The 18985-nt window shown below is 71.3% G+C and carries 15 protein-coding genes and 1 pseudogene; 4 read left to right on the top strand and 12 right to left on the bottom strand.

Annotated features, from left to right (window positions below; genetic code table 11):
• The first annotated feature begins 90 nt into the window (after positions 1 to 90).
• The gene (locus Srubr_RS26905) at positions 91 to 3396 is read left to right on the top strand and encodes a S8 family peptidase (protein ID WP_189994509.1); all 3306 of its coding nucleotides are present in this window, start codon (positions 91 to 93) and stop codon (positions 3394 to 3396) included.
• Positions 3397 to 3474: 78 nt separating this feature from the next.
• Here Srubr_RS26905 and Srubr_RS26900 read toward each other — a convergent pair whose 3' ends face one another.
• Positions 3475 to 4386, bottom strand: a complete 912-nt coding sequence (locus Srubr_RS26900; RefSeq protein WP_189993802.1) for a helix-turn-helix domain-containing protein — start codon at positions 4384 to 4386, stop codon at positions 3475 to 3477.
• A gap of 169 nt (positions 4387 to 4555) precedes the next feature.
• Here Srubr_RS26900 and Srubr_RS26895 point away from each other — a divergent pair, with 169 nt between their 5' ends.
• Complete coding sequence (locus Srubr_RS26895; protein ID WP_189993800.1) at positions 4556 to 5599, top strand: NAD(P)-dependent alcohol dehydrogenase; 1044 nt, start codon at positions 4556 to 4558, stop codon at positions 5597 to 5599.
• A gap of 150 nt (positions 5600 to 5749) precedes the next feature.
• Here Srubr_RS26895 and Srubr_RS26890 read toward each other — a convergent pair whose 3' ends face one another.
• From Srubr_RS26890 to Srubr_RS26860, 8 genes and pseudogenes are all read right to left on the bottom strand, one after another.
• The gene (locus Srubr_RS26890) at positions 5750 to 6475 is read right to left on the bottom strand and encodes a type 1 glutamine amidotransferase family protein (RefSeq protein WP_189993798.1); all 726 of its coding nucleotides are present in this window, start codon (positions 6473 to 6475) and stop codon (positions 5750 to 5752) included.
• A 92-nt stretch (positions 6476 to 6567) separates the two neighbouring features.
• Positions 6568 to 6853, bottom strand: a pseudogene (locus tag Srubr_RS41025) (transposase); the annotation flags it as partial.
• Positions 6854 to 6999: 146 nt separating this feature from the next.
• A complete protein-coding gene (locus tag Srubr_RS26885; RefSeq protein WP_268257577.1) occupies positions 7000 to 8406 on the bottom strand; it encodes a caspase family protein in 1407 nt (468 codons plus the stop codon).
• Positions 8393 to 8758, bottom strand: coding sequence for an effector-associated constant component EACC1 (locus tag Srubr_RS26880; protein WP_189993794.1), 366 nt, complete (start codon positions 8756 to 8758; stop codon positions 8393 to 8395). Before Srubr_RS26880 ends, Srubr_RS26885 begins: the two co-directional genes overlap by 14 nt.
• Before the next feature lie 202 nt (positions 8759 to 8960).
• Positions 8961 to 9626 (bottom strand): peptide-methionine (S)-S-oxide reductase MsrA, encoded by a 666-nt coding sequence (msrA, locus tag Srubr_RS26875; RefSeq protein ID WP_189993792.1) that lies wholly within the window; start codon positions 9624 to 9626, stop codon positions 8961 to 8963.
• An 88-nt stretch (positions 9627 to 9714) separates the two neighbouring features.
• Positions 9715 to 10839 (bottom strand): hypothetical protein, encoded by a 1125-nt coding sequence (locus tag Srubr_RS26870; protein ID WP_189993791.1) that lies wholly within the window; start codon positions 10837 to 10839, stop codon positions 9715 to 9717.
• A 152-nt stretch (positions 10840 to 10991) separates the two neighbouring features.
• Positions 10992 to 12623, bottom strand: a complete 1632-nt coding sequence (locus Srubr_RS26865; protein WP_189993789.1) for a M48 family metalloprotease — start codon at positions 12621 to 12623, stop codon at positions 10992 to 10994.
• Positions 12624 to 13003: 380 nt separating this feature from the next.
• Complete coding sequence (locus tag Srubr_RS26860) at positions 13004 to 14122, bottom strand: hypothetical protein (RefSeq protein ID WP_189993787.1); 1119 nt, start codon at positions 14120 to 14122, stop codon at positions 13004 to 13006.
• A gap of 177 nt (positions 14123 to 14299) precedes the next feature.
• On the opposite strand from Srubr_RS26860, the gene Srubr_RS26855 reads away from it, so the two are divergent.
• Entirely contained in the window at positions 14300 to 15454 is a 1155-nt protein-coding gene (locus Srubr_RS26855; protein WP_189993785.1) for a cystathionine gamma-synthase, read from the top strand.
• 9 nt (positions 15455 to 15463) lie between these two features.
• Here Srubr_RS26855 and Srubr_RS26850 read toward each other — a convergent pair whose 3' ends face one another.
• The 3 genes from Srubr_RS26850 to Srubr_RS26840 all read right to left on the bottom strand — a co-directional run bounded on the left by Srubr_RS26850 (position 15464) and on the right by Srubr_RS26840 (position 17432).
• Entirely contained in the window at positions 15464 to 15712 is a 249-nt protein-coding gene (locus tag Srubr_RS26850) for a hypothetical protein (protein WP_189993783.1), read from the bottom strand.
• A gap of 610 nt (positions 15713 to 16322) precedes the next feature.
• Positions 16323 to 16826 carry a sigma factor-like helix-turn-helix DNA-binding protein gene (locus tag Srubr_RS26845; protein ID WP_189993781.1) on the bottom strand — a complete coding sequence of 168 codons (504 nt, stop codon included), beginning with the start codon at positions 16824 to 16826 and terminating at the stop codon, positions 16323 to 16325.
• Positions 16827 to 16925: 99 nt separating this feature from the next.
• Complete coding sequence (locus Srubr_RS26840; protein WP_189751292.1) at positions 16926 to 17432, bottom strand: MarR family winged helix-turn-helix transcriptional regulator; 507 nt, start codon at positions 17430 to 17432, stop codon at positions 16926 to 16928.
• Positions 17433 to 17593: 161 nt separating this feature from the next.
• On the opposite strand from Srubr_RS26840, the gene ilvA reads away from it, so the two are divergent.
• On the top strand, positions 17594 to 18823 hold the full coding sequence (gene ilvA, locus Srubr_RS26835; protein WP_189993779.1) for a threonine ammonia-lyase: 1230 nt from the start codon (positions 17594 to 17596) through the stop codon (positions 18821 to 18823).
• Positions 18824 to 18985 lie beyond the last annotated feature (162 nt).

The following is an 18985-nucleotide window of genomic DNA, read 5'->3' as shown; positions in this document are numbered from 1 at the left end:
TGACGCGCACGTGTGCGAGTCGGCCCCCGGCCGGGTGAACGGGGAATTCGCCCGGTACCTCATCTCCAGGGGGAGAACTTGCACGCACAAGTGAAAAAAGCGGCTGCGGCCACCGTGGCAACGGCCGCGGCAGTCGCCCTCGCAGCGGGTATGACCAGCCCCGCGTCGGCGAAGCCCGCCCGCACCTCCGCGGGTGCCTCCGCGGGTGCCTCCGCGGGCGCCTCCGCGCTCACCGCCCGACACCACGTCACCCTGATCACCGGTGACCGCGTCGCCCTCGACGCCAAGGGCCGGGTCGTCGGCCTGGAGCGGGCCGAGGGCCGCGAGCACATACCCTTCCAGGTCCGCAAGGCGGCCGGGCACACGCTGGTGATCCCCGCGGACGCGGGCCGCCTGGTGGCCTCCGGCACGCTGGACCAGCGCCTCTTCGACGTCACCGAGCTGAACAAGGCCGCCACCCGCAAGGCCCAGAAGAACGGCCTGAAGGTGATCGTCGGCTACCGCGGCACCGCGGGCGCCGCCAAGGCCGGGGTCCGCGACGCGGGCACCCTGCGCCGCAGCCTGACCGCGCTCAACGCGGACGCCGTGCAGACCCCGGCCGAGGACACCGCCGGGCTGTGGGACGCCGTCACCAACGACGGCAGGACCGCCTCCGGCATCGCGCACGTCTGGCTCGACGGCGTCCGCGAGGCCAGCCTCGACAAGTCCGTGCCGCAGATCGGCGCCCCCACCGCGTGGAAGGCCGGTTACACCGGCAAGGGCGTCAAGGTCGCCGTCCTGGACACCGGCGTGGACACCCGGCACGCGGACCTGAAGGACCAGGTGATCGGGTCCAAGAACTTCACCTCCGCCGCCGACGCCACCGACCACTTCGGCCACGGCACGCACGTCGCCTCCATCGTGGCCGGCACCGGCGCGAAGTCGGGCGGCAAGTACAAGGGTGTGGCCCCGGACGCCAAGCTCCTCAACGGCAAGGTCCTGGACGACAGCGGCTTCGGCGACGACTCCGGCATCCTCGCCGGCATGGAGTGGGCGGCCGGGCAGGGCGCCGACGTCATCAACCTCAGCCTCGGCGGCTACGACACCCCCGGGATCGACCCGCTCGAAGCCGAGGTCAACAAGCTCTCCGCGGAGAAGGGCGTCCTGTTCGCGATCGCCGCGGGCAACGACGGCCCCCAGTCGGTCGGTTCGCCGGGCAGCGCGGACGCAGCGCTCACCGTCGGCGCCGTCGACGACAAGGACGAGCTGGCGGACTTCTCCTCCACCGGCCCGCGCGCCGGCGACGGCGCCGTCAAGCCGGACGTCACCGCGCCGGGCGTCGACATCACCGCCGCCGCGGCCGCCGGCAGCGTCATCGGCAAGGAGGTCGGCGAGAAGCCCGAGGGCTACCTCACGATCTCCGGCACCTCGATGGCCACCCCGCATGTCGCGGGCGCCGCGGCCATCCTGAAACAGCGGCACCCCGACTGGGGTTACGCCGAGCTGAAGGGCGCCCTGACCGGCTCCACCAAGGGCGGCAAGTACACCCCCTTCGAGCAGGGCTCGGGCCGTATCCAGGTCGACAAGGCCATCGGCCAGTCGGTCGTCGCCGACCCGGTCTCGCTGAACTTCGGCGTGCAGCAGTGGCCGCACACCGACGACGCGCCGGTCACCAAGAAGCTGACGTACCGCAACCTCGGCGACAAGGACGTCACGCTCACCCTGGCGAGCACCGCCACGGGCCCCAAGGGCGCGGCGGCCCCGGCCGGCTTCTTCACGCTCGGCGCGAACCAGGTCACCGTCCCGGCGCACGGCACGGCCGCGGTCGACCTCACCGTGAACACCAAGCTGGGCGGCACCGTCGACGGCGCCTACTCCGCGTACGTCACGGCGACGGGCGACGGGCAGAGCGTCCGCACGGCCGCCGCGGTGCAGCGCGAGGTGGAGTCCTACGACGTCACGCTGAAGTTCATCGGCCGTGACGGCAAGCCGGCCCCGTACTACGACGCCGGCCTCACCGGCGTGACGGGCCTGGCGGTCGGCACCTCGGCGAACCCGTACGACAAGTCCGGCACGGCGAAGGTACGCGCGCCCAAGGGCACGTACATCCTCGACACCACCGTCTACCGCGACCCGGAGAACTCCGCCAAGGGCGTCGACTGGCTCGTGCAGCCGAAGCTGACCATCGACAAGAAGCAGACGGTCACCCTCGACGCGCGCAAGGCCAAGCCGGTGGACATCACCGTCCCCGGCTCGGGCCTGAAGCCCGCGTTCGCCGCGCCGAGCTTCGGCATCACGGTCGGTGACAGCGAGTACGCCTACTTGATGTTCCTGGACTCGTACAAGAACTTCCGCACCGCCCACCTCGGCCCGCAGCCGCCCGCCGGCTCGCTGACCCAGCAGTGGGACGGCCACTGGACCAAGGGCGCGACCGAGGAGTACGCCGTCACCTCCGGCGGCCCGGTCAAGCAGCTCGCCACCGGCTACACCCGGCACTACAAGGCCGGCGAACTCGCCACGGTGAAGGTCCGGATGGGCGCGGCGGCCCGCGGCAAGAAGGGCACCGTCGACGCCCTCGGCTGGCTGCCCGGCAGCTCCGGCGCCTCCTCCATCAGCGTCCCGCAGAACCTGCCGGGCACCCGCACCCTGCACCTGTCCACCACGGGCGGTGTGCGCTGGGGCCTTGAGTTCGCCCAGCACGCCGGGGACGACCTCGACGCCGGCTACTCGCTCGGCGAGTCCACCTTCAAGGGCGGCAAGACCTACACCAAGACGGTCAACACCGCCGTCTTCGGCCCGCATCTGACCAAGGACACGGGGCTCTTCCGGGAGGGCGACGAGATCTTCGGCGCGCTGCCGCTGTTCGCCGACTCGGCCGGGCACGCCGGGTACTCGGACTTCGACTCGGTGAGCACCACCCTGTACCGCAACGGCACCAAGGTCGGCACCAACAAGGACCCGCTGTTCGGCGGGGAGAGCTTCAAGGTCCCGGCCGGTGACGCGGCGTACAGGCTGACCACCTCGGTCAAGCGGAAGGCGACGGTGTCCGCGGCCTCCACCCGGATCGACGCGGCCTGGACCTTCCGCTCCAAGAAGCCGTCCGGCGACATGGTCCAGCTGCCCGCCTCCACGCTGCGCTTCGGTGCCACCACCGGCCTGGACAGCCGGGTCGCGGCGGGCAAGAAGGTCACCTTCCCGGTCACCGTGGAGGGCGCCGCGGCCGGCCGCAACCTGAAGTCCCTCGCCGTCTACGTCTCCTATGACGGCAAGAACTTCAAGAAGACCGACGTCAGGAACGGCAAGATCACCGTGAAGAACCCGGCGAAGAACAAGGCCGTCTCGTTCCGAGCCAAGATCACCGACAAGAAGGGCAACACGTCGGAGATCACGATCTACAACGCGTACTCCGGCAAGTGATCCCTCGCTAGCCGACCGTCCGCACGAGCGGCCCGCGGCGGGTACCCACCCGCCGCGGGCCGCTCGCCCGTTTCCGGGCTACGCCGAGGGAACCGCCCGGGTCGCGTCCGTGCCCCAGCTGGCCAGCAGGCGCAGGGACTCGGCGGTGGGGGAGCCCGGCTCGGCGTGATAGGTGACCAGGGACTGCTCCGAGCCGTCCGTCAGGCGGAAGCTCTCGAAGTTCAGCGCGAGGTCGCCCACCAAGGGGTGGTGCAGGTGCTTGACGCCATGGCTCTTCTCCTTGACGTCATGCGTGGCCCACAGCCGGCGGAACTCCTCGCTCTTCACCGACAACTCGCCCACCAGCGCCGACAGCTTCGGATCGTCCGGATGGCAGCCCGCGTCCATGCGCAGCGCGCACACGATGTCGATCGCCTTCTGCTCCCAGTCGACGAACAGCTCCCGGTACTCCGGGCGCAGGAACACCAGCCGGGCCCAGTTCCGCTCGGCCGGCGGCACCTCGCCCCAGTCGCCGAAGAGGGCCGCCGCCATCCGGTTCCAGGCGAGGATCTCCGAGCGCCGGCCCACGACGTACGCCGGCACGGACTCCATGGTCTCCAGCAGTTGCCGCAGCGCCGGGCGCACCTGCTGCTGGCGCGCCACCTGCTTCTTCTTCAGCGCCTTCGGCTTGGCCAGGTGCGTCAGATGGGCGTGCTCGGCGTCCGTCAGCCGCAGGGCCCGCGCGATCGCGTCCAGCACCTCCGCCGACACGTTGCGTCCGTTGCCCTGTTCGAGCCGGGTGTAGTACGCCACCGACACCCCGGCCAGCTGCGCCAGCTCCTCCCGGCGCAGCCCCGGCACCCGGCGGTGCCGTCCGAAGCCGGACAGTCCCACGTCCTCCGGCTTCAGCCGGGCCCGCCGGCTGCGCAGGAACTCGCTCAGCTCCGCCCGCCGGTCCAGGGCCCGGCCGGTGGTGGCTGTGGTGTCCGGCTGCTCGTCCCTGCTGTCCATGCGTCCAGTATTCCTGGTCGTATGCCGGCGAGCCTGATCTCGCTGGTGGTACGCACAGCGGTCGTACGCAAAGGCGTGGTCTGGGTACGCCGCCCGACGTACGGCAGGCTGGACGCCGTGCCCGGCACCAGGAGCCGGGCGCGCGAACGACCGCTAGGAGAACCCCGGCATGACCACTGTTGCCGCATACGCCGCGCCCGCCGCGAAGGCTCCGCTGGAGCGCACGACCATCGAGCGACGCGCGGTCGGTGAGTACGACGTCCTGATCGACATCAAGTTCGCCGGTATCTGCCACTCCGACATCCACCAGGCCCGGGAGGGCTGGGGCGAGGCGATCTTCCCGATGGTCCCCGGCCACGAGATCGCCGGCGTCGTGTCGGAGGTCGGCTCCGGCGTGACCAAGTTCAAGGCCGGCGACCGGGTGGGCGTCGGCTGCCTGGTCGACTCCTGCCGCGAGTGCGAGAACTGCCGGGCCGGGCAGGAGCAGTACTGCCTGAACGGCGGCTTCGGCTCCACGTACAACGCCATCGGCCGGGACGGCACGCCCAACCACGGCGGCTACTCGCAGAAGATCGTCGTCGACGAGAACTTCGTCGTCCGCATCCCCGACGGGCTGTCCCTGGACGTGGCCGCTCCGCTGCTGTGCGCCGGCATCACCACGTACTCCCCGCTGAAGCGCTGGAACGCCGGCCCCGGCAAGAAGGTCGCCGTCCTCGGCATGGGCGGCCTCGGCCACATGGGCGTGAAGATCGCGCACGCGCTCGGCGCCGAGGTGACCGTGCTGTCGCAGTCCCTGCGCAAGAAGGACGACGGGCTCAAGCTGGGCGCCGACCACTACTACGCCACCAGCGACCCGAAGACCTTCGAGGAGCTGCGGGGCACGTTCGACCTGATCCTGTCCACGGTGTCGGCCCCGCTGGACTTCAACGCCTACCTGTCGCTGCTGAAGACGGAGGGCGCGCTGGTGAACGTGGGCGCCCCCGAGGAGCCGGTCTCGCTCAACCTCTTCTCGGTGATCGGCGGCGGCAAGACCCTCGCGGGCTCCATGATCGGCGGCATCCGCGAGACCCAGGAGATGCTGGACTTCTGCGCGGGGCACGGCATCGGCGCCGAAATAGAGCTGATCGCCGCCTCCGAGATCAACGAGGCGTACGAGCGGGTGCTGGCCAGCGATGTCCGCTACCGCTTCGTGATCGACACCGCCACGATCTGACCTGCGGTCCGCCGGGCCGTAGTCCTGGCCGGCCGCAGCCCTCGCCGGGCTGCGGCCGGATCGTCTGCCTGCCGGGGGTTGTCCGCCGAGTGCGGGTCCGTCGTGGTTGTTCGCGCAGTTCCCCGCGCCCCTTCGGGGTGCGCTTCCGCCTTACCGCAGGGCGAAGCCCTCCCCAGCGCCGTACGCCCGTACCGTCACGCCCCCGTCCGGGGCGGGACGCACCACGTGCACCCGTCCGGCGCCGGACACCCGGGCCTCGCCGTCCCGGACGCCGAGCAGCGTGTCCTCGTCCACGGCGACCCCGTACGGCGCCTGCCGCCGCCCGACCACCGCGACCAGCCGGGCCAGCGTCCCCCACTGGGCGGCGTGCACGTCCACCGCGAACGGCACCAGCCCGAGCCCCGCCCGGACCTCGACCTCCGCCAGATCCTCCCCGGTCTCCTCCGGGCACACCGGCACCCCGTCCACCAGCCAGCCGCCGACCACGGCCCGCCGCGCGGCCACGGCGGCACCGGCGGAGAAACCCGCGTACGGCAGGCCGCGCCCGGCCAGCAGCTCCGGCAGCCGCTTCAGGCACTCCGCGAGCGCCTCCTGGTACGCGGGCGTGAGCCCCCCGCACACCAGCAGCCCGTCGATCCCGTCCAGCGCGGCCTCCGGCTCGAACCGGCCGCCGAGCGGTACGAGCAGCGGCACCGGCACGCACGCCGGCCCGGCCTTCGACAGCACCCCCGCGTACCGCTCGAACTGCGCCGCCCCGTCCCCCTCGTCGACGATCAGACACCCGACCCGCCGCGCGCCGCGCACCTGGCGCAGAAACGGTTCGTACACCTCGGCGCGGTCCCAGCCCCCACCGATCAGAAACACCGGACTGCCCATGCCCTCCCCTTCACCAGACGTAAGGGGCGAATGTACGGGCCGCGAGCCGGGGCCGTCGCCATATTTACGCCGGTGACCGGGGAGGGCCTGCTCCAGCGGTAGGGACCCAGCCCGGTGCCGTGCGGCGTCCCCCGGTGGGCAATGGCCGGCAGGATGCCCCTCTCGCTGACCTGATCGTGGTATAGGTCGTAGCCGCGGACGGCGAAGAGCGGTTCCGGCTCGTGGCAGGGACGACCGGCCTTTCCGCGGACCGGTGGGTTGCGTCGAGCAAGGGCAGCATCTGGGCTACGTCATTTCGGTTGCCACCGGTCAGCAGGAGCGCGAGAAGGTCTGCTTGTCGGTGGTCAGGAGATGCTTCGAGCCGGCCCGGCCCCGGTCGGCGAGCAGTATCTCGTGCAGCCACCAGCTGTCAGACACCGCCTTCTCACAGTCCAACGGGGCCGATCCACCCATCGCGTTAGTTGGCGGAAGCCTTGGACTGGAAGCGTTGCAGGGAAAACACCATCCCGCTGTCAGCGGCTGCTTTACTCCATCCTTGTCACCTTCGCGATCGGTGCGTATTTAAGTAAAAGCCTCTTGGGTTTCCCGTCTCCGAAGTCGACGGTGGCCTCGGCGGAGCCTCCACTATTGTTGGTCGACAGTACGACACCGCGCCCAAACGCATCGTGATCTATCTCGTCGCCAATGGCAAGGATAGTGAAGTTTGATTCTCCGGATTTACGAGGTGCAGTAACGCTCCGGTCGCCCCGGGGTGGGGTGGGTTCGATGGTGGTTGCCTGAATTTGGCACTCTATATCCAATTCTTCAGAGATGGCCCGTTTGAGGACTGTCTCGGAGCCGGAGCCTACGTAGTTGTCAAGGCCTCCCTGGTTGGAAAACCCGAGGTGCAGTTTGTCTTCGGTGAACTCGATGACTGTTGCATTCTGGCTGAGTAGGATCCAGGTGAACCTTCTGTAGTTCTTTACTGCCTCGAGTATTGCAGGCCATCGTTCCCGCAAAGATTGCCTGTTCGGGGTGGGATGCGCTTCATCGGTGTTCGAGGCCGACTGGGTCGATTTCCCTACGGTCTGTTTCGAGGGAGGGGGCAGTTCAATAAAGGGCAGCGGAAGGGGGGTCTCCGGTGCGGTGATGGCTGTATTTACGGGCGCCTGGTCGGAGTTTGCACTCGCTGCATGGAGTTTATTCAGTTGCTGTTCCATCCATTGCCGATTCCAGGCGATGGCCAGGGTTCCGGGAGAGTTCCGGACCCTTCTCTGGGGCGTGGGGAGTGATTTAGCTCGCAGTGCCTGGGTCAGCTGATTGAATACAGTGTCTAGGTCCAGCAATGCCAGGTGGGCGTCGGGCGTTCCGTTGCGCAATATGTTGATTAGCTCCCCGGTGAACGCGGTAAAGCCGTTCTCGCCATCTGATCTAGCGGGCTGTGTTTCGCCGGCGGCTGCGATCAGATACGTCCCCTCGATCAGTGCATAATCCGCTAGGGATTGAGTTGGGTCGGCCATAATGCCGAGCGCGCTGCCTGCGTAACAGCAATCAAGAATGACGATGCGCCGTCTGGCTGAGGAGTTGAGCAAGATGTCACGGATGTCATCGTAGAGGGTCGCCGTATAGGGGGCGCCCGGACGGGACGAGGTGCTCGTCAGGCGCAGTTCACCTCGGTTGTGGCCTTTTACTCCGTGCCCGGCGTAGTAGAGGAGAAGTGTGTCCTTGGCTGCGTTAGCAGATTCCAATATGGGATCTACTAGTTCTTCGGTGTTCCGGGGGTCGTGGATGGCGATGCAATTCTGGAATGGTAGGTTCCATGACGCTGCTCCAGTCAGTGAATATCTCAGAGCTTCCACGCTGTTTCGCACTGTGGGCAGCTTTGGCATCGTCGTATAGTTGCTGACGCCTACGAGTATGGCGCGCGACTGATGCGGGTCAGGAAGGATCACGATGCTCCTGCTCGGTCATCAATGCGCTGACAATTCGCTGTGCAGCCTGCTCGTCGTTTCCCTCTATGGTGACTATTGTGTCATTGTGCTCAATGGTTATCGTCGAAGCTCTGTATCTGGTGCGACGCCAAGTGGTAAACGCTAAGGCGAAGGTGCTGACCTGCCAGAAGTTGTCGGTAACAAGCTGGAGGACGTCGACCGTATCGCCGCCCATTTCGTTGAGAGTTGGTGGTCTGGCAACCCAGGATATCTCGCAGTGTTGACGGATTTCGGGCGTCTCCAAGAGCCATGTTCGGAATGATCGCAACTCGTCGATCTCGCTAGGCCCCGCCATGCCGATCCGAAGAATCACTCAGACACACCCCTTACCCCAAGTCGCCGTCAGTCTAGGTCACTTGAGTGTTAGTCGGGTGTCTGCCACGGCACCCGCGGAGTCGCGCCGAGTGGGCAGCACTGGTGTTGTCCGCTCGGCACGTCGCGGTGTTGGACCGTGGGAGCGGCCACTACTTGCTGCTCACCCTGCGCTCGTCTTCCCCCAAGCCCAGTCGCTTGGATCAGCCGTTCGCCCTGGCCACGCCGACCGGGCAGGACACGCCGGTGCCGCCCAGGCCGCAGTAGCCCGCCGGGTTCTTGTCCAGGTACTGCTGGTGGTAGGCCTCGGCCGGGTAGAAGGCACGACCCTCGGCCGGGAGGATCTCCGTGGTGATCTCGCCGTAGCCGGAGGAGGTCAGGACCTTCTGGTAGGCGTCGCGGGAGGCCTTGGCCGCCGCGGCCTGCTCCGGGGTGTGCGTGTAGATCGCCGAACGGTACTGCGTGCCCACGTCGTTGCCCTGCCGGAAGCCCTGCGTCGGGTCGTGCGACTCCCAGAACGTCTTCAGCAGGTCGTCGTACGAGATCTGCCGCGGGTCGAACACCACCCGGACCACCTCCGTGTGACCGGTCAGGCCCGAGCAGACCTCCTCGTACGTCGGGTTCTCCGTGTAACCGCCCTGGTAACCGACCAAGGTCGTGAACACGCCCGCCGGGAGCTGCCAGAACTCGCGCTCGGCGCCCCAGAAGCAGCCCAGGCCGAAGTCGGCGGTCTCCAGGCCCTCGGGGTAGGGGCCGAGCAGCGGCGTGCCGAGCACGGTGTGGCGTTCCGGGACCGCGAAGGCGAGCGCGGGGCGGCCCTTGAGCGCCTGCTCGGGGGTGGGCAGCTGGGGCGTGCGGCCGAAGAGCATCGGGTCTCCCTGTCGGTCGGGGCTGGGCGCCGGCCGCCTCGGCGGCGCCGGCACCCCTACAACGCCTCTCGCGCCTCGCGCATTCCGGTCAGACCCCCGCCGCCGCCGTCTCCTCCGCCAGTTCGACCGCCGTGTTGCGGACCCGGCAGTAGTAGTCGGCCATGTCACCGCGGTAGCGCCACGGCAGCGCGTTCACATGCCCGTCGACCAGCCGGAACTGCTCCAGCGCCGCCTCGTTGCGGCCCTGCAGGTGCAGGTAGTACGCCAGCAGGTGACGCAGTTCCGGCAGCCGCGGATGGGACGGGTCGGCCGCCGCCGCGTCCGCGAGCGCCGCCTCGACCCGGGCCCGCATCTCCGGCGTGTTGTCGGCCTCGGTGTCGTCCGACTCGTCGTGCTCGAAGTGCGCGATCAGCGGCAGCGCGGTCAGCAGGCTGCCCAGCGGCGCGCCGGCCGCCGCCCGCTCGGCGAACTCGCGGGCCAGCCGCTCGGAGCCGCGCCACTTCGCGCACCAGTACTGCAGCGCCGAGAAGTGCGCCTCGTAGTGGTGCGGGGCACGCGAGGTGATCTCCGTCCACAGCTCGTCCATCCGCGCGTTCGGGTAGCCGAGGCCCAGCGCCACCCAGATCTCCGCGACGAACGGGGTCGGGTCGTCGGGGTTCAGCGCCGCCGCCCGCGCGATCTCCTCGCGGGCGGAGACCAGCGTGCGGTGGAAACCCTCGGCCTGCTCCTGGGTCGTGTACTTCGCCGTCTTCGCGCCCCTGATCTTCCAGGCCAGGATCACCGTGCTGCGCGCGCGGACCACGGCCGCGTCCGGGTCGTCGGGCCGGGCCGCCTCCCAGGCCAGCAGCCACGCGTCCTCCTCGGCCGCGCGGTCGGCCAGCAGATAGGCGAGCGCCGAGCGGCGCTCCCAGTCCCGGCCCACCGCCCCGAGCAGGTCGGCGGCGGGCCGCCAGTCACCGCCGCGCACGGCGGCCAGCGCCGCCGTCCACGGCTCCGGCAGCGGCGCGGCGAGGTCGGTGTCCTGCCGCTCGGCAGGCAGCAGACCGAGCTTCGCGGCGGCCTTGGCGGCCTGCGCGGCCTCGGCTTCGGCGTCGGTGTCACCCTCGTCGGGGCTCGGCGAGAAGAGTTCCTTCAGGAACACCCAGAGCAGCCACAGCAGGAAGATCGCCGTAGGGACGGCCAGGATCCCGAGGATCCAGAAGAGGACGGTCATGCGGGTCGGTCCGTTCGTGTCGAATGGGGCTTGCGGGGCCGGTCGGGCCCGCGGGACCCGCGGGCCAGGTGAGACTGGCGGGCCGTGAGGGTCTGGCGGGCGGCGCGGGACTGGTGGGTCTGGGGGCCCTGCGGGGCGTGCGGGTGAGGCGGTCAGGCGTTCCGGACCGCCGGCGGCAGCAGGGCGCGCAGCCGGCCGGTGTCGGGGTGGTCGGCGACCGCCGCCTCCAGGGCCGCGTCCAGCTCGGCCTCGGGGCTGTCGTCCCCGGTGCCCGCCTCCCAGCCGGGCAGCCGTACGGTCGCCGGGCTGGTCCAGGAGAACTCCCAGCTCAGCAGTGAACAGGCGCTGAACTCGGCCAGCACCATCGTGCGCAGCGAGCGGAGCAGCGTCGGCCGTACGAACTCGCGGAACGCCCGCCCCTTCGCGGCCGCCGCCTCCTCCGACAGCGGCAGCCGCTCCGCCAGCCGCCACAGCCGGCCGTCGTCGATGACGTCCAGCAGCGCGGACAGGGTGGCCGGCTGTCCGGTGTACGCGGTCAGCGCCCGGTGCAGCGGGGTCTGGGTGGTGGCCAGGCCGGCGGCCATCGAGGCGTTCAGCAGTTCCTCCCAGCCGGCGGCGCGCGGGCAGGCGAGCAGTTCGTCCAGGAGGACGGCGTCCTCCAGCGCGCCCAGGGTGCGTTCCGGGTCGGTCAGCAGCGCCAGCGCCGCGCCCCGGGCCTCGTCGGTGCGCCCGTCGGCGGGCAGCGCCTCGATCCGCCGTACCCGGTCGGCGATCGGCGGGTGGGAGTCGTACGGCCCCGCAGGCGTCTCCGGCAGCTCCGCGCGCAGCCCCGCCAGCTCCAGCTCCCGGGCGGTCAGCAGCCGGCCGAAGCCGCCGAAGAACTCGCCGCGCGGCGGCAGCAGCCGGGCGTGCACACCCAGCGTGGCGTAGGAGTCCAGGTAGAAGTCGTGGGAGGCGGACAGCGCCGGGATCTCGCGCAGCGCCGACGCGGTCGCGTCCCGCCCGGCGATCCGGGCGGCGGTCAGGTCGGCGGCGTACTCCTGGCCGCGCGCGGTGGACAGGGAGGCACGCAGATAGAGCTTGCCGTAGGCGGTGTAGATCCGCGCCATCGTCCGGTACGTCGCCCCGACACCGGTGGTGTCGATCTCCTTGGCCTTGCGGCCCTTGGCGACCCGCTTGGCGGACGCCTGCTCCTGCCGGGCCCGGTCGGCGGCCACCTTGCCGTCCGCCTTGGCGTGGAACTGCCCGATGACCCGGCCGATCTGCACGCGCCCGCGCACCACCAGCGCGGACAGCCGGGTGTCGCCGCCGGTGAAGTGACCGAACTCGTGGGCGAGCACGGAGCGCAGCTGGGCCTCGGTCAGGCCGGTCAGCAGCGGCACGCCGAGCGTGAGGCGGCGCGGGCCGGGCAGCAGGCCGAGCAGCCGCGGCTCCTCGCTGACCGAGGCGTTGACCTCGCCGGTGAGCAGGAGGCGGTCGGGGGCGCGGGTGCCGGCCGCCGCGGCCAGCTCGCGCACCAGCGCCCACAGCCGGGGTTCATCGGTGTCGGTGACCGGGAGGCCGGGCGGGTCCTCGCCCTTCGGGGTGCGCAGCATCAGCATGCCCCGGACCACGGGGATGGCCAGCAGCACCGTGACGAAGCCGACCTTCGCCGTGAGCGCGCCGTGTCCCCAGCTGAAGACGAGGACGTCGACGCCGGCCAGCGCGGCGAGCAGGACGAGGCTCAGCAGATAGAAGCCGAGCAGCAGAACGAGAGCGCGCAGTGCGCGCAGCGTTGCGCCCATCGGGCAGATCCCCCCACAGGACCCCGGAAAAGGGACATGACGAAGCGGTGAAAAAGGACATGAAGGCCGCACCGGCCGATGGCTGGTCGGCGCGAGCGGTGTTGGTAGTGCGTGTGGTGCGGGTGGTGCTTTTGCGGCCGGTAATGCGGTGTGGGGGGAAGCGGAGTATGCCTTACCGCAGGTCAGGAGGGCAATGTGAGGGGTGCGTAAAGGAGGACGGGTGCGGCTGTGGGTGAGGAGGTGGGTGTGGTTGGGGATGCGCCCAGCGTCGATGGACGACTGTCGGGCAGGCTCAGGGCGGCGGGCCCGGTGTTCGCTCGCTCGGGCAGGCTCAGGGCGGCGGGTCCGGTGTTCGCTCGCTCGAGCAGCCCCGTGCTTCCTCAGCCGGGCAGGCTCGCCGGGCTGCCGCCGTTGGCCTCGTAGCCCGCGACCGCCAGTGCGCGGTGGAGGGCGAACGCGGCGGCCGGGTCCTCGGACAGGGTCCACGGCAGCGCGCCCACATGCCCGTCGACGTGTATGAGCTGGTCCATGGCCTCCGCCCAGCGCTCGGCGCGGACCAGGAAGAAGACCAGCAGGTGCCGGACGTGGGGGAGGGTCGGGTCGTCGGGGACGGCCGAGTGCACCGCGTGCAGCGCGCCGTGGATCGCCTTGGCGACGACCTCGCTCTGGTAGAAGCTCGCGACCAGGTTCACCTCCGGGAGGTGCTCGAACACCGCGAACAGCGGCAGCGCGGCGAGCAGCGAACCCTCCGGGGCGCGGGCCGCGGCGCTCTGCGCGAAGGAGTACGCCTGCTCACGGGAGCCGTGCCACTTCTCGCACCAGTAGTGCAGCGCGGCCAGATGCGCGCCCATGTGATACGGGGCCCGGTCGAGGATCTTGGCCCACAGCTGCTCGAACTCGGCGTGCGAATAGGCCAGCCCGCGTGCGACGGACAGCTCTATGACGTACGGCACCGGGTCCCCGGGCGCCAGCAGGGCGGCCTCCGCGCAGGTCTTGCGGGCCTCCTCCATGATGATCCGGAACTCGTTCGTGCCCGGCGTCGCCGTCCGCCAGGCCTGCTGCACCAGGAACTCCGCGTGCACGGCGGCACCGCCCGCGTCCTTGGGCTGCTCGGCCCGCCACACCCGCAGCCACTGGCCGCCCGGCGTCTCGTGCACCCCGCCCGGCCGCTGCCGCAGCTCCAGCGCGGCGGCGCCGGCGAAGGCCTGCACCCGTTGCCAGCGCAGCTCGCCGTCGGCCCCGGTGCCGGCCAGCAACTGTGCGGCGGCCCGGTAGTCCTGCGTGCGCTGCACCAGTTCCAGGGTCCGCAGCAGGTCCTCGTCCGGGCCGGGCAGGCGCACGTCCAGTTCTTCCTCGCGCAGGAAGCCGTAGGCCGCCGGGTCGGCGGCGTCCGGGTGCCCCGCCGGAACCCGCTGGATCCCGCCGCGCCCGCGCCGCAGGACCAGGAGCAGGACGAAGCTCAGCATGAGCAGCGCCATCAGCAGCCAGAGAATCGCCATGTCTCAAGCGAACCAGAACCCGCCGACAATTAGCCAACCCCGCCGCGAGCCTGTGGAAAACTCTCGATCAGAGCATGACAGCAACTCCGGTCACAGCGTGACATCAACATTGCAGAACCTGGCGAACACCTCTCGCCGGGCGCCGGGAACCGGCCGGGCGCATTACGCTCGATGCACATGAGCGACAGGCACATCAGCGACCACTTCGAGACCCTCGCAATCCACGCGGGCAACACCGCGGACCCCCTCACCGGCGCGGTCGTCCCGCCGATCTACCAGGTTTCGACCTACAAGCAGGACGGCGTCGGCGGGCTGCGGGGCGGCTACGAGTACAGCCGCAGCGCCAACCCGACCCGCACCGCGCTGGAGGAGAATCTCGCCGCGCTGGACGGCGGTCGCCGCGGCCTCGCCTTCGCGTCCGGCCTGGCGGCCGAGGACACGCTGCTGCGTACGCTCCTCGGCCCCGGTGACCACGTGGTGATCCCGGACGACGCCTACGGCGGCACCTTCCGGCTCTTCGCCAAGGTGGCCACCCGCTGGGGCGTGGAGTGGTCCGTCGCCGACACCGCCGACCCGGCCGCCGTACGGGCCGCGATCACCCCGAAGACGAAGGCCGTGTGGGTGGAGACCCCCTCCAACCCGCTGCTCGGCATCACCGACATCGCCGCCGTCGCCCAGGTCGCCCACGACGCGGGCGCGAAGCTCGTCGTCGACAACACCTTCGCCACCCCCTACCTCCAGCAGCCGCTGGCACTCGGCGCGGACGTCGTCGTGTACTCGCTCACGAAGTACATGGGCGGCCACTCGGACGTGGTCGGCGGTGCGCTGGTCGTCGCCGACCAGGCGCTGGGCGAGGAGCTGGCCTACCACCAGAACGCGATGGGCGCCGTGGCCGGCCCCTTCGACTCCTGGCTCGTGCTGCGCGGCACCAAGACCCTCGCGGTGCGCATGGACCGGCACGGCGAGAACGCCACGAAGGTCGCCGACATGCTGACCCGGCACCCGCGCGTGACGCAGGTGTACTACCCGGGCCTGCCCGACCACCCCGGCCACGAGGTCGCCGCCAAGCAGATGAGGTCGTTCGGCGGCATGGTGTCGTTCCGCGTCGCGGGCGGCGAGGAGGCCGCGCTGGAGGTGTGCGCCCGTACCAAGGTGTTCACCCTCGGTGAGTCCCTCGGCGGTGTCGAGTCTCTGATCGAGCACCCCGGCCGGATGACGCACGCCTCCGTGGCCGGCTCCCAGCTGGAGGTCCCCGCCGACCTGGTGCGCCTGTCCGTGGGCATCGAGAACGTCGAGGACCTGCTGGAGGACCTCAAGCAGGCCCTCGGCTAGTCACCGGGGTCACCGGCCGGTGACCGGTGGAGTCGTCCGCGAGGGCGGCTCCGCCCAGGGGCGGGCGTCGGCCGCCCACACGGTGAACGTGAGGACCGCCGCGCACGCCAGCAGCCACAGCGCCCGGCGCGCGAGCCGCCTGCGCCGCAGCAGACGGTCCCCGCGGAGCACCGCGTCCGCGCACAGCCCGGGCGGCACCGGCACCACGGCCCGCTCCATGACCGCCCGCACGGCGGCCTCCCGCTCTTCCCGCCTCACCAGGACCTCCGGCGCCGGCCGGGCGGGAACGTCGGCGACACCGCACCGGCGGCCGGGCGGAGCGGCGGTAGGGCACCGTTCGCGGGTGGGGGCGGCCCGAGGGCACCGTTCCCGGGTGCGGGCAGCGGTACGGCACCGTCCGCAGGCCCGGGCGACCGTGCGGCACCGCCCGCGGGCCCGGGCGACCGTGCGGCACCGCCCGCAGGTCCGGGTGGCCGTGCGGCACCGTCCGCAGGTCCGGGCGGCCGTGCGGCACCGCCCGCGGGCCCGGGCGACGTCAGCTCACCGTCCGCAGGTCCGGGCGGAGATACGACGCCGTCCGCGGGCCCGGGCGGCGGTGCGGCGGCACCGTCCGCACGTCCGGGCAGCGGTACGCCGGCGCCGTCCGTGGGCCTCCCCGCGCCCAGGCACGCGCACGTGGGGCGGTGGTGAGCCCGCGCCGCCGCGCGTTCCGCGCCACCGGCGACGGCGCATCCCGCCACCGGCCTCAGGAAGCACCCACACACCCGTCCGCCTGCCGCGGAACGGCCGGGCAGGCGATGGTGGCCGGTTCCGGCGGTGCCCGTCATGGCGGAGCCGGTCATGACGGAGCGGGTCATGACGGAGCCGGTCATGACGGGGCCGCCTTCGTGACCGTCCGGTCCGCCGAACCCGGCCGGGCGGGGTGCAGGACGGTCGCCGTCGCGCGGTCGCAGATGGTGTGGACGCGTTCCGCGGGCAGACCGAGCAGCGCCGCCGTCCGTTCCTCGGCCACCCCCTCGTAGATCCGCAGGACCAGTACCAGCCGCTCCCGCGGGGTGAGCCCGGCGAGCGGCCCGCGCGCACCGGTCCGGGCGGGGCCGAAGGCGCCGTGGCGGTGCCAGGCGGTGTGCGCGAAGCGGGTGACGAGGTACCGGCGGGCACAGTCGTACGGGTCGTCGCCGCGCAGCCCGTCCCAGCGGGCGTAGGTGTGGGCCAGAGCGAGCGTCAGCAGGCGCCGCGCGCGCGGGTTGGCGTCCGGTGCCTCCGCGGTGAGCAGCGTGGCCGCGTGCAGTAGGCGTCCCGCCGCGCCCGCCACGAACGCCTCGAACTCCCGGGACCGGCGCTCACCGCGGGCCGACTGCCGATCACGCACCGCGCCTCCCCCCGACGGGGCCCGTCCGGACCCGGTCTCATATCAAGCCAGGGGCGGCCCGGGGTCAAGACGTCGGACCTCTCGGGTGCGACGCGCGGCTCAGGAGGCCGAAGGCTGCTCCGCCGCCGGAACGCCCTGCACCGCCATCCGCGCCGAGAGCGCGTGATTGAAGCGGGTCAGGAGCGTGCAGAACTGCTCGCGCTCCTCCGGCGCCCAGTCGTGTGTCAGCTCGGCCATGAGCTGACGCCGGGACGAGCGCACCTCCTCCAGCCGGGCGGCACCCCGCGGCGACAGCTGGAGCACCACCGCCCGCCCGTCCTCCGGGTGCGAGGTGCGCTTGACCAGCCCGGTGTCGACCAGGGGTGCCACCTGCCGGGTGACCGTGGAGGAGTCGATGCCCATGCTCGCCGCGAGCGCCTTGACCCCCATCGGGCCTTCCTTGTCGAGGCGGTTGAGCAGCAGATACGCGGCACGGTCCATGGAGTTGCGCACCTGACCCAGGCCGCCGAGCCGCGTCTGCTCGGCACGGCGGGCGAACAGCGCCACCTCGTGCTGAAGGGTGTCGAGAAGACCGGTGTCACCGACGGTCGTCATGTCCATCGACATTCCTGGTGTTGTGGGCATGGCCGGAGGCTCACTTCATGAGGCTGCTGGGGTTGGGGGACAGGGTACGCGGCCGGGAGCCGGGCCGTACCGGCGCTGTGCGAACCGGTCTCGCAGCTTGGTCACATCCGTCGTGCGCGAATGTGAACTGCGATGCTGGTGATATGAGCTACCGCACGGCCGATTCCTTGCGTTCCGTCACCCTCGACGATGTGCGCGGCGCCCGGAAGATGCTGTCGGGCGTGGCCCGGGTGACCGCGCTGGAGGGCAGCCGGTACCTGTCCCGGCTGGTCGGCGCGCCGGTGCACCTGAAGTGCGAGAACCTCCAGCGCACCGGCTCGTTCAAGCTGCGCGGCGCCTACGTGCGGATCGCCGGGCTGCTGCCGGAGGAGCGGGCCGCCGGTGTGGTGGCCGCGAGCGCCGGCAACCACGCGCAGGGCGTGGCGCTGGCCTCCTCGCTGCTGGGCGTGCACGCCACGGTGTTCATGCCGCAGGGCGCGCCGCTGCCGAAGGTGAGCGCGACCCGGGACTACGGCGCCGAGGTGCGCCTGCACGGCCAGGTGGTCGACGAGACGCTGGCCGCCGCCGAGGAGTACGCGGCCCGGACCGGCGCGGTGTTCATCCACCCCTTCGACCACCCGGACGTGATCGCCGGTCAGGGCACGGTCGGCCTGGAGATCCTGGAGCAGTGCCCCGAGGTGCGCACGATAGTCGTCGGCATGGGCGGCGGCGGGCTCGCGGCGGGGATCGCGGTGGCGGTCAAGGCGCTGCGGCCGGACGTCCGGATCGTCGGCGTGCAGGCGGAGGGCGCTGCCTGCTACCCGCCCTCGCTGGCCGCCGGGCGCCCGGTGTCGCTGCGGAACCCGGCGACGATGGCCGACGGCATCAGGGTGGGGCGGCCCGGCGTGGTGCCGTTCGGGATCGTCGGCGAGCTGGTCGACGAGGTGCGCACGGTCAGCGAGGACGAGTTGTCGGCGGCGCTGCTGCTCTGCCTGGAGCGGGCCAAGCTGGTCGTGGAGCCGGCCGGGGCGAGCCCGGTCGCCGCGCTGCTGGCCGCGCCGGAGACCTTCGAGGGACCGGTCGTCGCGGTGCTCTCCGGCGGCAACGTCGATCCGGTGCTGATGCAGCGCGTGCTGCGGCACGGTATGGCCGCGCAGGGCCGCTATCTGGCCGTACGGCTGCGGCTGACGGACCGGCCGGGTGCGCTCGCCACGCTCCTCGGGGTGCTGTCGGCGGCCGACGCCAACGTCCTCGACGTGAGCCACGTCCGCACCGACCCGCGCCTCGGGCTCACCGAGGCGGAGGTGGAGCTGCACCTGGAGACCAAGGGCCCGGCGCACTGCGCGGAGCTCGGCCGGGCCCTGCGGGACGCCGGCTACCCGGTCATCGCCTGACGCCTGACGGCTGACGGCTGACGTCTGACGCCCGGTGGCCCGCCCCGACGGCCGGCCCGGTCGGCCCCGGTCGGCCCCGGCGACCGACCCCGACGGCCAACCACCCTTTCGGGTGAAGGCTCTTGAGAGACGCGATACATCGCGTTACGGTATCTCGTGTGG

Source organism: Streptomyces rubradiris (assembly GCF_016860525.1).
Lineage (GTDB): Bacteria > Actinomycetota > Actinomycetes > Streptomycetales > Streptomycetaceae > Streptomyces > Streptomyces rubradiris.
The sequence above is the reverse complement of the archived record's forward strand: the minus strand, read 5'-3'. Positions and strand labels throughout refer to the sequence as shown.

What these genes read in the sequence shown, in the direction of transcription:
- Srubr_RS26900 (WP_189993802.1), bottom strand. Translation starts at nt 4,386, where the DNA reads ATGGACAGCAGGGACGAGCAGCCGGACACCACAGCCACCACCGGCCGG.
- Srubr_RS26895 (WP_189993800.1), top strand. Translation starts at nt 4,556, where the DNA reads ATGACCACTGTTGCCGCATACGCCGCGCCCGCCGCGAAGGCTCCGCTG.
- Srubr_RS26890 (WP_189993798.1), bottom strand. Translation starts at nt 6,475, where the DNA reads ATGGGCAGTCCGGTGTTTCTGATCGGTGGGGGCTGGGACCGCGCCGAG.
- msrA (WP_189993792.1), bottom strand. Translation starts at nt 9,626, where the DNA reads ATGCTCTTCGGCCGCACGCCCCAGCTGCCCACCCCCGAGCAGGCGCTC.
- Srubr_RS26870 (WP_189993791.1), bottom strand. Translation starts at nt 10,839, where the DNA reads ATGACCGTCCTCTTCTGGATCCTCGGGATCCTGGCCGTCCCTACGGCG.
- Srubr_RS26865 (WP_189993789.1), bottom strand. Translation starts at nt 12,623, where the DNA reads ATGGGCGCAACGCTGCGCGCACTGCGCGCTCTCGTTCTGCTGCTCGGC.
- Srubr_RS26860 (WP_189993787.1), bottom strand. Translation starts at nt 14,122, where the DNA reads ATGGCGATTCTCTGGCTGCTGATGGCGCTGCTCATGCTGAGCTTCGTC.
- Srubr_RS26855 (WP_189993785.1), top strand. Translation starts at nt 14,300, where the DNA reads ATGAGCGACAGGCACATCAGCGACCACTTCGAGACCCTCGCAATCCAC.
- Srubr_RS26840 (WP_189751292.1), bottom strand. Translation starts at nt 17,432, where the DNA reads ATGTCGATGGACATGACGACCGTCGGTGACACCGGTCTTCTCGACACC.
- ilvA (WP_189993779.1), top strand. Translation starts at nt 17,594, where the DNA reads ATGAGCTACCGCACGGCCGATTCCTTGCGTTCCGTCACCCTCGACGAT.